This window comes from Candidatus Eisenbacteria bacterium (assembly GCA_016235265.1).
Lineage (GTDB): Bacteria > Eisenbacteria > RBG-16-71-46 > RBG-16-71-46 > JACRLI01 > JACRLI01.
Genome location: JACRLI010000015.1, coordinates 391,178 through 404,752, shown reverse-complemented (window position 1 = coordinate 404,752; position 13,575 = coordinate 391,178). Strand labels below are relative to the sequence as shown.

At 70.9% G+C, this 13,575-nt stretch carries 11 protein-coding genes; 8 read left to right on the top strand and 3 right to left on the bottom strand.

All coding sequences use genetic code 11. The features are described from left to right. Positions 1-116: 116 nt before the first annotated feature. Complete coding sequence (locus HZB25_09900; GenBank protein ID MBI5837546.1) at positions 117-2,408, top strand: M28 family peptidase; 2,292 nt, start codon at positions 117-119, stop codon at positions 2,406-2,408. On the opposite strand, the gene HZB25_09895 is transcribed toward HZB25_09900, so the two are convergent. Beyond that, on the bottom strand, positions 2,365-4,173 hold the full coding sequence (locus HZB25_09895) for a hypothetical protein (GenBank protein MBI5837545.1): 1,809 nt from the start codon (positions 4,171-4,173) through the stop codon (positions 2,365-2,367). The genes HZB25_09900 and HZB25_09895 overlap by 44 nt on opposite strands. A 415-nt stretch (positions 4,174-4,588) precedes the next feature. Between HZB25_09895 and HZB25_09890 the strand changes: the two genes are divergently transcribed. The 5 genes from HZB25_09890 to HZB25_09870 all read left to right on the top strand — a co-directional run bounded on the left by HZB25_09890 (position 4,589) and on the right by HZB25_09870 (position 8,862). Beyond that, positions 4,589-5,164 carry a hypothetical protein gene (locus HZB25_09890; GenBank protein MBI5837544.1) on the top strand — a complete coding sequence of 192 codons (576 nt, stop codon included), beginning with the start codon at positions 4,589-4,591 and terminating at the stop codon, positions 5,162-5,164. 16 nt (positions 5,165-5,180) lie between these two features. Then, a complete protein-coding gene (locus HZB25_09885) occupies positions 5,181-5,915 on the top strand; it encodes a hypothetical protein (GenBank protein ID MBI5837543.1) in 735 nt (244 codons plus the stop codon). Between the two features lie 131 nt (positions 5,916-6,046). Further along, positions 6,047-6,799: a hypothetical protein gene (locus tag HZB25_09880; GenBank protein MBI5837542.1), complete on the top strand. Its 753-nt coding sequence runs from the start codon at positions 6,047-6,049 to the stop codon at positions 6,797-6,799. 85 nt (positions 6,800-6,884) lie between these two features. Next, entirely contained in the window at positions 6,885-7,580 is a 696-nt protein-coding gene (locus HZB25_09875; GenBank protein MBI5837541.1) for a hypothetical protein, read from the top strand. Positions 7,581-7,614: 34 nt separating this feature from the next. Further along, on the top strand, positions 7,615-8,862 hold the full coding sequence (locus tag HZB25_09870) for a serpin family protein (GenBank protein MBI5837540.1): 1,248 nt from the start codon (positions 7,615-7,617) through the stop codon (positions 8,860-8,862). Positions 8,863-8,954: 92 nt separating this feature from the next. Here the strand turns inward: HZB25_09870 and HZB25_09865 are convergent, their stop codons facing one another. Then, the gene (locus HZB25_09865) at positions 8,955-10,463 is read right to left on the bottom strand and encodes a hypothetical protein (protein ID MBI5837539.1); all 1,509 of its coding nucleotides are present in this window, start codon (positions 10,461-10,463) and stop codon (positions 8,955-8,957) included. Positions 10,464-10,822: 359 nt separating this feature from the next. Here HZB25_09865 and HZB25_09860 point away from each other — a divergent pair, with 359 nt between their 5' ends. Both HZB25_09860 and HZB25_09855 read left to right on the top strand, forming a co-directional pair. Then, the gene (locus HZB25_09860) at positions 10,823-11,866 is read left to right on the top strand and encodes an NAD-dependent epimerase/dehydratase family protein (GenBank protein MBI5837538.1); all 1,044 of its coding nucleotides are present in this window, start codon (positions 10,823-10,825) and stop codon (positions 11,864-11,866) included. Next, a complete protein-coding gene (locus tag HZB25_09855; GenBank protein ID MBI5837537.1) occupies positions 11,866-12,354 on the top strand; it encodes an N-acetyltransferase family protein in 489 nt (162 codons plus the stop codon). Before HZB25_09860 ends, HZB25_09855 begins: the two co-directional genes overlap by 1 nt. Here HZB25_09855 and HZB25_09850 read toward each other — a convergent pair. After that, positions 12,351-13,523 carry a PAS domain-containing sensor histidine kinase gene (locus tag HZB25_09850; protein ID MBI5837536.1) on the bottom strand — a complete coding sequence of 391 codons (1,173 nt, stop codon included), beginning with the start codon at positions 13,521-13,523 and terminating at the stop codon, positions 12,351-12,353. The two genes, HZB25_09855 and HZB25_09850, sit on opposite strands and share 4 nt — an antisense overlap. Positions 13,524-13,575 lie beyond the last annotated feature (52 nt).

Sequence of the window (13,575 nt, the reverse complement as noted above, 5' to 3'; positions counted from 1 at the left end):
CGCGGGCGCCGCGCCGGCCGCTTGACGCGCTGCGCCCCATTGCCTCACGGTTGCCGCCATCCAATCCCGCGCGCCGCAAGGCGCGTCCCTGGCCCACGAACCCTGGAGGGACCCCGATGCGGCCCGGCGCCCTGTTCTCCTCCGTGCTGTGCTCCCTGTGGATGGCGGCGAACCCCGCGGCCGGCGAGGAGGCGCCCTCCGGGGGACCGCCGCCCCTGGCCGGCTACTCCGCCGCGGCCTCGCGCGCCGAGCGCGCCTGGGAGGAGCGCTTCCGCGCCATCCCCAGCGCCGACAGCGTGCGCGAGCATGTCCGGGCGCTCTCCGCCCGCCCGCATCCGGTGGGCTCGGAGGCCGGCAAGCGCAATGCCGAGTGGATGCGTGACCGGTTGCGCGCGTGGGGGCTCGAGGCGCAGATCGAGACGTTCTACGTGCTCTTCCCCACGCCCCGCGATCGCAGCCTGGAACTGCTGGAGCCGTCCGCGTTCACCTGCCGGCTGCGGGAGCCGGCGGTGCCGGGGGATCCCAGCTCGGCGCAGCAGGACGAGCAACTGCCCACCTACAACGCCTTTTCCTGCGACGGCGACGTCACCGCGCCGCTGGTGTACGTCAACTACGGCATCCCCTCCGATTACGAGCAACTGGAGCGCCTGGGCGTGGATGTGAAGGGATGCATCGTGATCGCGCGTTACGGGGCCTGCTTCCGGGGGGTGAAGCCCCGGGTGGCGGCCGAGCACGGTGCCGTGGGCTGCATCATCTACTCGGACCCGCGCGACGACGGCTACTACCAGGGTGAAACGTATCCTGCGGGCCCGTTCCGCCCCGCGGACGGCGTGCAGCGTGGCAGCGCGATAGACCAGTCCACCTACCCCGGTGACCCTCTCACCCCCGGCTACGCGGCCGCCTTCGGAGCGAAGCGACTGGCGCTGGCGGACGCGAAGTCCATCACTCGCGTGCCGGTGCTCCCGATCTCCTACGGCGACGCCCAGCCCCTGCTGGCCGCGCTGGCCGGTCCGGTGGCGCCGGACGCCTGGCGCGGCGCGCTGCCCATCACCTACCGCCTGGGCCCCGGCCCCGCGAAGGTGCGCCTGAAGGTGAGCTCGAATTGGGACCTCAAGCCCATCCACGACGTGGTGGCGCGCATCCCCGGCGCCGCCGCGGACGACGAATGGGTGATCCGCGGCAACCATCACGACGCCTGGGTGAATGGCACCCAGGACCCGGTCTCGGGGGTGGCGGCGGTGCTGGAGGAGGGCCGTGCGTTCGGTCAGCTGCTGCGCGCGGGATGGAAGCCGCGGCGTACCATCTTCCTGTGCGCGTGGGACGGCGAGGAGCCCGGGTTGATGGGCTCCACGGAGTGGGCCGAGGCCCACGCCGACGAGCTGCGCCGGCACGCCGTGCTCTACATCAACTCCGACAGCAACGGCCGGGGCTTCCTGGACGTGGACGGCTCGCAGCCGCTGGAGGCGTTCGTGAACGAGGTGGCCCGCGACGTGCCCGACCCGGAGACCCGGCTCTCGACATGGGAGCGCCGGTGGCTGCGCGAGATCGGGACCGTGGCGGGCGCCGACGAGCGCAAGGAACTTCGCGCCGCCCGCGCGTGGCGCCTGGGGCCGCTGGGCTCGGGCTCGGACTACACCGCCTTCCTGGACCACCTGGGCGTGGCGAGCCTCAACATGGGCTTCGGGGGCGAGGACCGCGGCGGCGTGTACCACTCCATCTACGACGACTTCTCATGGTACACCCGGTTCGCCGACGGCGATTTCCGCTACGGCCGCGCGCTGGCGCAGACCGCGGGCAGCGCGGTGATGCGCTTCGCCGGGGCCGAGCTGCTGCCCCTGGGCTTCACTCCGCTGGCCGCCGCGACGCGCCGCTTCGAGGACGAGGTGGAGAAGCTGCTGAAGAAGGCCCGGGAGGATGCGGTGGAGCACAACCAGCGGCTCGGGGAAGGCTACTTTGCCGCCGTGGCGGACCCGAAGGTACCGCTGCCCGCGCCGGTGCCGATGGAAGTGCCGCCCGAGCTGGACTTCCAGCCGCTCCGGTCGGCGGTGGATTCGATCGCCGCGTGCGCGACGCGCTACGACAGCGCGCGAGTCCGCGCGGCGGTCCGCGGAGGCGAGGCGCTGGCGCGGGTGAGCCTGGCCACGGTCAACCAGGCGCTCATGGAGACCGAGCGCCGGCTGACGCTCCCGGAAGGGCTGCCGGGGCGCCCATGGTACCGGCACATGGTGTACGCGCCGGGGCAGTACACCGGCTATGGCGCGAAGACGTTTCCGGGGGTGCGGGAGGCCATCGAGTTGAAGCGATGGGACGAGGCGCGCACCGAGATCGTGCGGCTGGCGGGGGTGCTGAAGGCCGAGGCGGCGCTCATCGACTCGGCGGCGCGGGAGCTGTCCCAGGCCGGGCCGTAGCGCGCGCGGTCGCGATCTTCGCCAGCCGGTCAAGGAACGGCTGCTCGCGGCGCGGGTCGCGCACATGCCCGAAGTAGATGCGCTTCAGGCCGGGGTAGAGCATCTCCACGTCGGCGTCGCGGACGGCCGGGAGCTGCTTGAGGAACCCGTCCAGGAGCACCGGGAAATCGTCGAAGCGCGCGCCGCGGCGGCGAAGCTGTTCCATAAGCGGCGGGTCCCACCTGAGGACGCGTCCGCGCACGTCGTCGAACAGGATGTCGAGCGTGGGCAGGGCCTCGTCCAGCTTCAGCTCGCGGGCCGCCTGCGGGTGGAACACGAACTGGCAGCGGCGCTGCTCGATCAGGTAGTCGAGCGGCGCCGTCTTCTCGTGCCCGATCCGGCCGCGCGCGCGCAGCGGCAGGCGCGCGATGGTGCGGTCGGTCAGGCCGGTCTGGCTCTCGATGGCCACCGCGGGTCGCGCGTAATACACCAGCCGCGCCTCCGAGCCCAGGAACGCCACGCGCACCGGCAGCCCCTCGAAGTAGCGGCGCAGCGTGAGCCCGTGCGCCTTCGTGGTCGCGGTATTCTCCGGCGAGTAGAAGGCCCACTCGTGGACGATTCCGCTGATCCAGCCGGTGCCCGCGAACGGGTACGGCGTGAGGGCGACGGCTGCCGCGGCCGCGGCGACCAGGAGCGCCTGCGCGGGCGCGAAACGCGGCGCCAGTCGCGCCACGCCCAGCTCCGCCATCACCAGGTAGAATGGTGTGGCCGGGATCAGCAGGCGCGCGAACATGAAGTCCCCGCCCACGCGCATCACGTACGCGGTGTAGCCCAGCGCAAAGAGCGCCGCCAGCGCGGCGCGCGGCCCCCAGCCCGCCCGCCCGGAGTCCTCGGGGTCCTCGCCGCGGGCGCGGGAGACGGCCCATGCCACGCCGGCGAGCGCGGCGCCGACCGCCACCGCCCAGTACTTCACGAAGTACAGGCGCACGTAGATCCAGCCCTGGGACATCCAGCCCAGCGAGGCGGACTTGGCGTAGTAGGGGTTGGGGAAGAAGTCGCCGTAGTAGCCCACGCGCCACGCGGTGAATGGCGCCCACAGCGCCAGGAACGCTCCGCTGAAAGCCAGCGCGCAGCGCAGGCGGGGGCGGCCCGCGGCCAGCACCCACGCGCCCGCCAGCGCGGCCAGCAGGGGCCCGTCGGGGCGCGTCATGGAGGCCAGGGCCAGCACCGCTCCGGCGCCCGCCGCGAGCCGCGGGCCGCCGTCGCGCTTCGCCAGCAGCAGGTAGCCCAGGACCGCGAGCAGCGTGTAGAGGGGTGTCTCCAGCCCGCTGGTGCCGAACACCTGCGCGTCCGGATGGACCGCGAACAGGATCGCCGCCACCGGCAGCCACGGGGCGGCGCCCGGAGCCTCGCGGCGCAACCGCCAGGCGTTCCAGGCCAGCAGCGCGATGCTCCCCGCAAAGCAGGCCACACCCCACGAGATCGCCCACGCCTCGGGGTCGGCGCCCAGCCGGAGCCCTGCCGCCACCCACATCGTCCACAGGAAGTTGCTGTAGCCCTCCACGCGCTCGCCGGCGTTGTACACCAGCCCCAGCCCGTGCACCAGGTTCTCCGCATAGCGGAAGGAAATGAACGCGTCGTCGCACACCCACGCCTTGCGCGCGGCGGCCCAGGTGGCCCAGCACATGGCGCCGATGGCCGCGGCCGCGAAGGGCCACGCCGCCGAACGCGACACGAGAGGCACGATGGAAGCCTGGGCCTTGCGGGCATGCCGTCGTCGGCTCATGCGAAGACTCCGTGGATGTTCGGGTGAAGCACCGAATTGGAATTGGCTGCGGTGTGCACGGGCAGCCGGGCGAGGCAACGATTCCGAATCCCTACCATGCCCGACCCCGGGGACGCAATGGAGCGGCGCGGCGACGGCGGGGAATAGTCCCCGGCATGGGTGAAATTTCGCCCAGTTCCGGGATGCCGCCGGCCGGGCCCGGACGCCCGGAGTCGCGATTCGCAGCCTGCCGGTTGCACTCCGCAACGGGTCCTCCCATGCCTCCACCGCCGCATCGCTTCCTGCGCCGCCCTGCTTCGCGTAATGCGATATGGCGGATGGCACTGCGCGGCACGCTCCCTGCAATGGAGGGAACCCAAGCAATGGAAGCCGCCCGGCCGCGCCGGGACTTGATGTCGAATCCACGGAGGTCGCCATGGAATCAGTCTCGAACCCTCATCCTCTGCGAAGGCTGGCAGCGCTGCTGATGCTCTCGGGAGTGGTCCTGGCCGGGTGCCAGGGGGATCCGGTGCAGCGGCTCGCGAACGTTCCAGACCCCTCCGAGCAGCTCGGTCCCGGCGGCCTGATGTGGATCAACCCCTCCCCCGGCTCGAGCGGCGGCGCTCTTGGCCACGCCGGCCGGCAGTACTCCCGGACCTTCGCCCTGGACGGCTCGAAGGGCGGCACCTACACCTTCGACCGGTACACGGTGTCCTTCCCGCCGGGCGCGGTGGCCGGCAACGGGTTTGTGACCATCGTCATCCCCAACCCGATCTTCGTGGGCTGTGACCTCAGCATCAGTCCTTCGAACCTCAACGGGTTCAGCAAGCCGGTCACGCTGACGATGGGCCTCGTGAACACCAACGTGACCCCGTTGAACATCGACGGCGTGTCCATCTACTGGGATGATCCGTCCTCCAAGTGGGTCAAGGTGGGCAGCAAGATCGACAAGGTGAAGTTCACCGTGGGCGCCGACCTGCAGCACTTCTCCGCCTACCGGGCAGGCTGGTAGGCGCGGAGTGGGTGGGATGAACCTCCTGCGACTGCCGCGCGGCGCCCTCGCACTGTGGGTGGTCGCCCTGGGGGCCGGTGCCCTCGCGGTGGCCTCCCCGTCGGTGGCGGCGCCCGCGGTGCTGGCGGTGTGGGTGGTGGCGTTCGCGATGGGGGAGGTGTTCTGGCTTCCCACCTACGGGCGCCGGGGCACCATCAGCACCGCGATGATGCCGCACCTGGCGGCGGTGGCGTTGCTCCCGGCGGGCCAGGCGGTGGCACCCGCGGTGTGCGTGGCGCTGCTGGCCGACCTGGCGATGCAGCGCAAGCCGGCGGTCAAGGCGCTGTACAACGCGGCGCTGCTCGCGATCACGCTGCGGGCCGCCGGGTGGGCATGGGCCGCGGGCGTCGCCGCGGTGCCGCACGCCGGCGTCATGACCGCCGCCCTGGGCCTGGCCTGCGCGGCGCTGGCGTACTGGAGCGTGAACCGCGCGGGCGTGGTCGCGATCATCTCGCTCGCGGAGGGGGTGAGTCCCTGGCGCGCCTGGCGCGAGAACTTCGGGTTCCTCTACGAAGCCCTGGTGCACGGCGTGGAGGTGGTCGTGACCGGGATCCTGCTCGCGGCGTGGCCGCGCGTGGGCGTGGCCGGGCTCGCCGCGCTGGCGCTGGTGTGCTTCTTCTGCAACGACGCCTACCGGCGGCGCAACCGCCTCGAGCGGCTCCGGGTGTCGCCGCGGGCGGGACGATCCAGCGGGCGGGCCCGGGCGGCGTAGGTCCGCGGGTCACAAGCTCCCGGTGGTTCCTTGGGGTCCGTGCCAGCCAGGCGCGGACCTCTCTGCTATACTCCCCGCAACTTGGCCGCGGGCGGCGGTTCCGCCCGGCTTCGATGGGGAGGAGCAGGGAGATGGACCGACGCACGGGGCTGATACTCACGGCGGCAGCCGTGGCGGTTGCGATATTCACCTGCGCGCCGGGTGCGTGGGCCGAAGACAGTCCCGACACTTCGCTGGCGGCGCGGGAACTGCGGCCGGGGGCGTGGGCGCTGCAGTTCCAGGGCCGGGGGTACTCCATCCTCGGGGACTTCACCGGCACCGGGTTGTCGTTCAAGCGGCATTGGTCCCCGCGGTCCGCGCTGCGCTTCGGCCTGGACATCACGCACTCCTCGCAGCGCATCGACGACACGAACTCGGAGGCGTACTCGGACACGACCCGTTCGGGCTCCTCGTCGTACGCCTACGATATGCGGAGCTCTTCGGTGGGCGTGGCGTTCCAGTACCTCTGCTATCCCCGGGCGCGCAGGAATCCCTCGCCCTTCTTCGGGATCGGACCGTTCGTCTCGATCTGGAGTGACCGCGACGTATCGGCAAATTCCCACACGAGCCAGGGGAGCACCGTGGAGTCCGGCCAAATTGACGCGCGTCACGGGGTCTCCGTGGGCGTGACGGGAAACGTGGGCATGGAGTGGTTCGTGGCCCGGGGCGTGAGCCTCGTGGCCCAGTACGACCTCACCATCCAGTACCGGCCGTCTGCACGTGACCAGCAGCGGGCCCAGGGATCGCAGTACGGCGATGCCTCCCTGCAGCATGACACGCAAACATCCCGCGTCTGGGACCTGGGAATGAAGTCCGTTGGCCTGGCGCTCTCGCTGTACTTCTAGCCCAGCCATGCCACGCGAGCCGCTCCCGGTCCGATTACGCCGGCTTCTCCACTGCTTCTGGGCCGCGCTGGCGGTGGCATGCGCATTGGGCCAGATCCGCGCGGACCGGGCCGCGGCGGCGGGTGCGTCGCTGGTCGCGGACTCTATTGCGCCGGTCGCCCGTGCTTGGGCTCTGAGCCTCCGCAGCACCGATGGCTACGTCTATCCCGTGCCCCGCGAGTTCGGCCTGGTGATCCAGCGCCGGATCTCCGCGGCGGCCGCCCTGCAGGTGGGCGTCGCATTCAAGAGCGCGCACAACAAGGAGGAGTATGCGGACAGCTCCGGGATCCAGTACTGGAATCCCATCGTTCGCGGCCGGGACAACACATTCGATCCCGCCTCGTGGAGCCTGAGCCTGAGATACGTCCGCTTCGCCCGCCCCCGGGGACGCTCCGTGCTGCATTTCGGGGCGGGTCCCGTCCTGGGCTATTCCGCCGAAGACCAGGCGCGTGATACGCGGATCGGCCCCGACAGCGTCGCCTCCCGGGACAGAGTGCGGCAGGGATACCGCACCCTGAGCCTTGGCCTGCGCGCTGGGATCGGGGCGGAGGTCTTCCCGGTGCGCAGGGCCAGCCTCGGCGCGACAGTAGATGCACACGCTACCTGGACGCGAATCCACGATTGGCGGGAGGCCGTCAACACGCCCTATGGCCGGCCCACCACGACCAGCACCTGGGATGTCCTCCGCCACCGCTTCTCCGCCGGCACTCTTGTCACCCTCGCCCTCACCTTCTACCTCTGATTCCTGCTATCCTCCTCTCCGGGAGGGCCAAGTCATGAAATCCGCCAAACGCCTCGTCTTCCTGGGCTGCCTGTGCCTTGCCGCCGCCTCCGCCTGCGGGAAGGACGCCCTGGTGAACCCGCTCGACGTCCGCAAGCTCGACGCCAGCCTGAAGCCGGTCGTGGACCAGATCGTGCCCGCCAACAACCGCTTCGCCCTGGAGCTGTACCGCCGGCTGGCGGCACAGCCGGGCAACCTCTTCTGCTCGCCGCAGAACATCTCCACCGCCTTCGCCATGACCTATGCCGGGGCGGCGGGGGACACCCGCGCGGAGATGGCGAGCGTGTTCCACTTCCCGCTGGCGCAGGACAGCATCCACGCCGCCTTCGGCGCCGTGCTGTCGAGCCTGGACCGTGGGGCCGCGCTGGGCGGCTACGAGCTGAGCCTCGCCAACCGGCTGTGGGGCCAGCGCGGGTTCCCGTTCCTGGCGCCGTTCCTGGACATCACGGGCATTCACTACCGGGCGGAGCTGCAGACGCTCGATTTCCACGCGCACCCCTCGGAGGCGCGCGACACCATCAACACCTGGGTGGGGGAGAAGACCCGCGGCAAGATCCCCGAGCTGATGCCGCGGTCCGCCGTCACCTCGGACACCCGGCTGGTGCTCACCAGCGCCATCTACTTCAAGGGCCAGTGGCAGACGAAGTTCGACCCGAACCTCACCGCCTCGGGTCCATTCCACGTGGCTCCCGGGGTGGACCGCATGGTGCCGACGATGCGCGGGGAGCTGGCCTGTCGCACCGGCCACGGGCCCGGCGTGCGCCTGCTGGAGCTGCCGTACAAGGGCCTCGATCTCTCGATGGTGATCCTGCTGCCGGATTCCGTCTTCGGGCTGGCGGAGCTGGAGTCGCGGCTGATCGCGGACGATCTCGATACCTGGCTGGCCACCCTGTCGGACCGCAAGCTTCCGGTGCGCCTGCCGAGGTTCACCGTGGAGTCATCGTTCTCCCTGGTCGAGACGCTCGCCGCAATGGGCATGCCGTCCGCGTTCCAGGCCTTCCAGGCCGATTTCTCGGGCATGGACGGCGCTCGGGACCTCTTCATCGCCGCGGCGGTGCACAAGGCGTTCGTGAACGTGAACGAGGAGGGCACCGAGGCCGCTGCGGCCACCGGGATCTCCATCGGGGTCACCAGCCTACCGGTGGACAACTTCTACGTGGATCACCCGTTCGTGTTCCTGATCCGCGACAACGTGACCGGCAGCCTGCTCTTCGTGGGCCGGATCGTGGAACCGCCAGCATAGCCCTGTCCGCAAGCCCTGTCGCGCAAACGAAGACCGCGCCGCCCTGCGAGGGGCGGCGCGGTTCGTTGGATGGGGCACCCCGCTCCGAAGGCTCAGTTCACGATCATGACCCGTCCCGCGGCGCTCTGCGAGCCCTGCTGCCAGCGTATGAAGTAGGCGCCGGGTTTCACTCTGCGTCCGAAGGCGTCCCGGCCGTCCCACGCGGCGGTCATGGAGGCCCCGTCACGGGCGGTCTCCAGCAGCCGCACGGTGCGGCCCTGCACGTCGAACACCAGCAGCCTGCCCGTCCCGGCGTCCTTCGCCGGGATCCTCACGAAGCAGGCACCGCGCGACGGATTGGGGGAGATGGAGAGCCGCCGGGCGCCACCGAGCAGCTCGTCGGCCACCGCGGTGACCGTGGTCCCGTGGGGGCCGGGACCGGTGGGCGTCACGCCGTGGCACACGGTGCAGTCCGAGAGAATCCCGGCGTGCCCCTGCAGCGCGATCATCGAGGCGTTGTCCTCCGGGCGGCGGCTGGGATACTCGCCGTGGGTGCTGCCGTGGCAGGCCTCGCACATCACGCCCCCGTGCCCCGCGCTCTTGCGATACAACTGGCCCGCCGGCTCGCCGTACCGGCTGGTGTGACAGGTGCGGCACGCCGGTTCGTTGACCCACGGGATCCGTCCCTGCTCGATGGTATTCGACACGTTCGCCATGTTTCCGTGACAGTCCTGGCACACCATGTTGTGCTTGTCCGCCATCACCCCGCGCAGGCACTTCACGGACTTCCCGGGGTGGCACTTGTAGCAGCCGTCCATACCCGGAATCGTCTCGTCGATGAACTTGTGCTGATCGTGTATCCGGAAGGAGAAGTACTTCGCCTCGGGGATCCCGGCGGTGCCCAGCGCCGGCGAGGCGTGGCACTTCGCGCACAGGATGGGCCGCTGGGTGGGGTCGAATCCGGCCTCGCGGGGGTGTCCCTGCAGGATCTGGCTCTCGCTGGAGTGGCAGCCCGAGCCGATGCACGAGAGCTCCACGGAAACCGGAATGGTCGGCGTGCTGCGCGCCAGCTCCGCCCCGCTGGTCGCGTCGTGGGCGATCAGCAGCGCCTTCTGGTAGGCGTTCTCCACGGTGGGCGTGGCGTCGGGAAAGGGGGTGATCGGGATGCCTTCGGCGTGGAAGTAGTTTCCTGCCGGGTCCAGCGTGCCGGTGAGCCCCTTGCCGGTCAGCCCCACGTCCGGGGGCAGCGTCACGCCGAAGAGTGCCGGAGCATAGGTCCAGAAATCAGTCTTGCCCACCGAGGTGGTGTTGCCTGGGATGGAGTAGGTCACCTGGATGCCCGAATTGACCACCTGCGGCTTCACCCCGGAGCTGCCCCGCCGGATCACCTGCGCGTACTGGTTGTTGTACGGCGGGAGCACCGAGAAGTTGGCGTGGTACTGGTTCATGCAGTGCATCCCGAGGTCGTTCCACCCGAGCAGGATGTAGTCGCCCAGCGTGGCGCTGGCGAGAGCGATTCCCGCCCGCGCGTCGGTGACCGGGGGTGTGGCGTGTGCCGGGGGCGGCGGCTGCGTGGCCGCCGCGAACATCATCGCGGCGGCAATGGTCCAACGTCCTGTCATGTTCCGCCTCCAGGTGCCGGGATTGAGGATCCCGTGAGGAGAGTGCGGCCGTCCCCGTCGCGCGGCCATGGCGACGGGTTCGGCGGAGCGTGGGCCGTCTGGGGAGCCGGCCTCCGGCGGGATGGGGGTCCTGCCTCGCGAGGTGGGAGACACCGTTCGGGCGGGAGGATTCGCTGTTCAAGCGCGGTTCTTTCTTGCATCTTCGGGTCGAAGCCAGGTGCCGGCACCGACCGGGCCGGCCGACATCCGACACGGCAGCGCCCGGGACGGGCCAGGCCCGGGTCCACGGGGCCGGCGGCCGACGCGGGCCGCGGCGTTCCTTCGCGCCGGACATGCACTCTCGAACCCAGGGGAATGTCGTGAAACTACTTATCCTTGGCGGGACCATCTTCCTCGGGCGTCACGTGGTGGACGCGGCCCTCGCGCGCGGCCACCAGGTCACGCTGTTTCATCGGGGCCAGCACGGTCCGGACCTGTTTCCCGGGGTCGAGCGCCTGACGGGTGACCGCGACGCGGGCCCCGGGGAGCTCGGGGCCGCGTTCCGGGGCCGTCGCTGGGACGCCGTCGTGGATACCAGCGCCTACTTCCCGGACATGGTGGAGGCCTCCGCGGGGCTGCTGGCCGGCGCGGCGGACCGCTATTGCTTCATCTCCAGCGTTTCGGTGTACGGGGACTTCTCGAAACCCGGGCTGGATGAGTCCGCCCCGGTGACCCGGCTCACGGCGGATCAGCTGGCGCGCGCCAGGGAGATCCGCGCCGCGGGCCCGGTGCGCGCGGCGGCCCTGGGCGAGCTCTACGGCGGACTGAAGGCCCTGTGCGAGGAGGCGGCCGAGGCGGCGCTCCCGGGCCGGACGCTGAACATCCGCCCCGGCCTGATCGTCGGTCCGCACGACTACAGCAATCGGTTCACCTACTGGGTGCGGCGCGTGGCCGACGGCGGCGAGGTGCTGGCTCCCGGGGAGGCGGCGCGCCCGGTGCAGTTCATCGACGCGCGAGACCTGGCAGAGTGGATCGTGCGGCTGCTGGAGGACGGGCAGACGGGCGTGTTCAACGCCACCGGGCCCGCAACGCCGCTGTCCTTCGGGGCGCTCCTGGATGCGTGCCGCGCCGCGGCCGCCTCGGAACCGGCCTTCACCTGGGTAAGTGACGAGTTTCTGTCGAATTCCGGCGTGGGCGCATGGATCGAGCTGCCCCTGTGGACCGGGGCGGACCCCTCGCTGGCTGGCTTCATGTCCGTGGACTGCGCGCGCGCCCGGGCCGCGGGGCTCACGTTTCGGCCGGTGGTGGAGACAGCCCGCGACACCCTGTCCTGGGACCTGGCCATGCCGGCGGACTCCGAGCGCAAGGCGGGCCTGGCGCGCGAGCGCGAACGCGGGCTGCTCGCGGCGTGGAAGGAGCGCTGATGCGGATTCACCCGCTGGCCCGGGAGCACTGGGACGAGGTGCGCGCGATCTACGAGGACGGCATCGCCACCGGCAACGCCACTTTCGAGACCGGGGCACCCTCGTGGGAGGTGTGGGACCGGTCGCACCTCGAAGCGGCGAGGCTGGTGGCGGAGGAGGACGGGCGGGTGCTGGGGTGGGCGGCGCTCTCGCGCGTCTCGGACCGCTGCGCGTACGCGGGCGTGGCCGAGGGCAGCGTGTACGTGGCCGCCGCACACCGCGGGCGCGGTGTGGGCCGTGCGCTCACTGCGGCGCTGATCGAGGCCTCGGAGTCTGCCGGCATCTGGACCCTGCAGGCGGGCGTATTCCCGGAGAACGCCGGCAGCCTGGCGCTCCTCGGCGCCTGCGGGTTCCGCGAGGTGGGCCGCCGGGTGCGGCTGGGCCGGTTGCGCGGCGTGTGGCGGGACGTGCTGCTGCTCGAACGGCGGAGTCCCCGGGTCGGGGCCTAGCGCGCGGGCCCTTCCCTGGGCAGGGAACAGGTGAAGATGGTCCCGATCCCCTCGCAGCTGACGAACTCCACGCGCCCGCCCAGGTAGCGCTCCCCGAAGAGCTTCACGCCGTAGGTGCCGATCCCGCGGCCTTCGCCGCCCTTGGTGCTGAACGATCGCTGGAACACCTGGAGCTGAACCTCCTCCGGCATCACCCCCGGGTTCTTCACCCAGAACATCACCTCGTCGTTCCCCTCCTCGGCAGAGACGGTGACGGTCTCACCCGGCTCCACCGCTTCGAGGGCGTTCTTCACCAGGTTCCCCAGGATGCGCCGCAGCAGGGCGCGGTCGGTGCGCACGGACTGCGCCTTGCAGGGTTCGACCACGATGCTGCGATCCCGGGCCACGGCGTGGCCGCGGTAGCCCGACGCCACGTCCTCCAGGAGGTCCTGCGGCCGTATGTCCTCGGGCGTGACTACCAGTTCGCCGCGTTCGGCGTCCAGCATCTGGCGGTGGGCGCGGATGTCGTCGCCGAGGGCCGTGGAGATGCGCAGGAGACTGTGCTTGAACTCGCGCTCGGCCTGGGGGTCGATGCCCTCCGCGATCAGCAGTTGTGCGATGCCGTGCACGCCGCCGCATTCATTGAGCACGTCGTGGAAGAAGGTTCGTTCCAGCACCTGCCGGCGCTTCTCCGCGCTGATGTCCGCGACGGCGAGAACGGCGTAGTCCTGGCCGTTCACCTGCATGAAGGTGCACTGGACGCGGAAGTCGAAGGCACCGGCGCCCTCCGCCTCGCGGCTGCGGATCCGGCATTCCTGCGTCACGCTCCCGCGGCATTCGAAACAATCGAGGATCGAGCGCACCGCCCCGCACACCGAGCAGGAGCGCGAGGTGCCGCAGCCCCCGGGAGTCTCGAATGCGTGCATGCAGCCCACGGCCTCGCCGGGGCGCCTGGAGAGGACTTGGGCCACCGCGCCCGCTCCCAGCATTTCCAGGAACTTCCGGTTCGCGGCGACGATCTGGCGACGCGGATTGAGGACCACGGCCGGCGTGGGCATGGCCTCCAACATCGCCGTGAAGGACGCATCGCTGACGATGTCCCGCGCCTGGGACTCCACGGTGAGGCGATCCTCGCGCTCGGCCGGCGCGAATTCGGTCTCCGAGCTCGAGGGCACGGGTTCTGCGGCCATCGTGAGTTCCTCCATGATAAAGGATGAGGGTGCTTCACTTATCGGCCGCGGG

What these genes read in the sequence shown, in the direction of transcription:
- HZB25_09900 (MBI5837546.1), top strand. Translation starts at nt 117, where the DNA reads ATGCGGCCCGGCGCCCTGTTCTCCTCCGTGCTGTGCTCCCTGTGGATG.
- HZB25_09895 (MBI5837545.1), bottom strand. Translation starts at nt 4,173, where the DNA reads ATGAGCCGACGACGGCATGCCCGCAAGGCCCAGGCTTCCATCGTGCCT.
- HZB25_09890 (MBI5837544.1), top strand. Translation starts at nt 4,589, where the DNA reads ATGGAATCAGTCTCGAACCCTCATCCTCTGCGAAGGCTGGCAGCGCTG.
- HZB25_09885 (MBI5837543.1), top strand. Translation starts at nt 5,181, where the DNA reads ATGAACCTCCTGCGACTGCCGCGCGGCGCCCTCGCACTGTGGGTGGTC.
- HZB25_09880 (MBI5837542.1), top strand. Translation starts at nt 6,047, where the DNA reads ATGGACCGACGCACGGGGCTGATACTCACGGCGGCAGCCGTGGCGGTT.
- HZB25_09870 (MBI5837540.1), top strand. Translation starts at nt 7,615, where the DNA reads ATGAAATCCGCCAAACGCCTCGTCTTCCTGGGCTGCCTGTGCCTTGCC.
- HZB25_09865 (MBI5837539.1), bottom strand. Translation starts at nt 10,463, where the DNA reads ATGACAGGACGTTGGACCATTGCCGCCGCGATGATGTTCGCGGCGGCC.
- HZB25_09855 (MBI5837537.1), top strand. Translation starts at nt 11,866, where the DNA reads ATGCGGATTCACCCGCTGGCCCGGGAGCACTGGGACGAGGTGCGCGCG.
- HZB25_09850 (MBI5837536.1), bottom strand. Translation starts at nt 13,523, where the DNA reads ATGGCCGCAGAACCCGTGCCCTCGAGCTCGGAGACCGAATTCGCGCCG.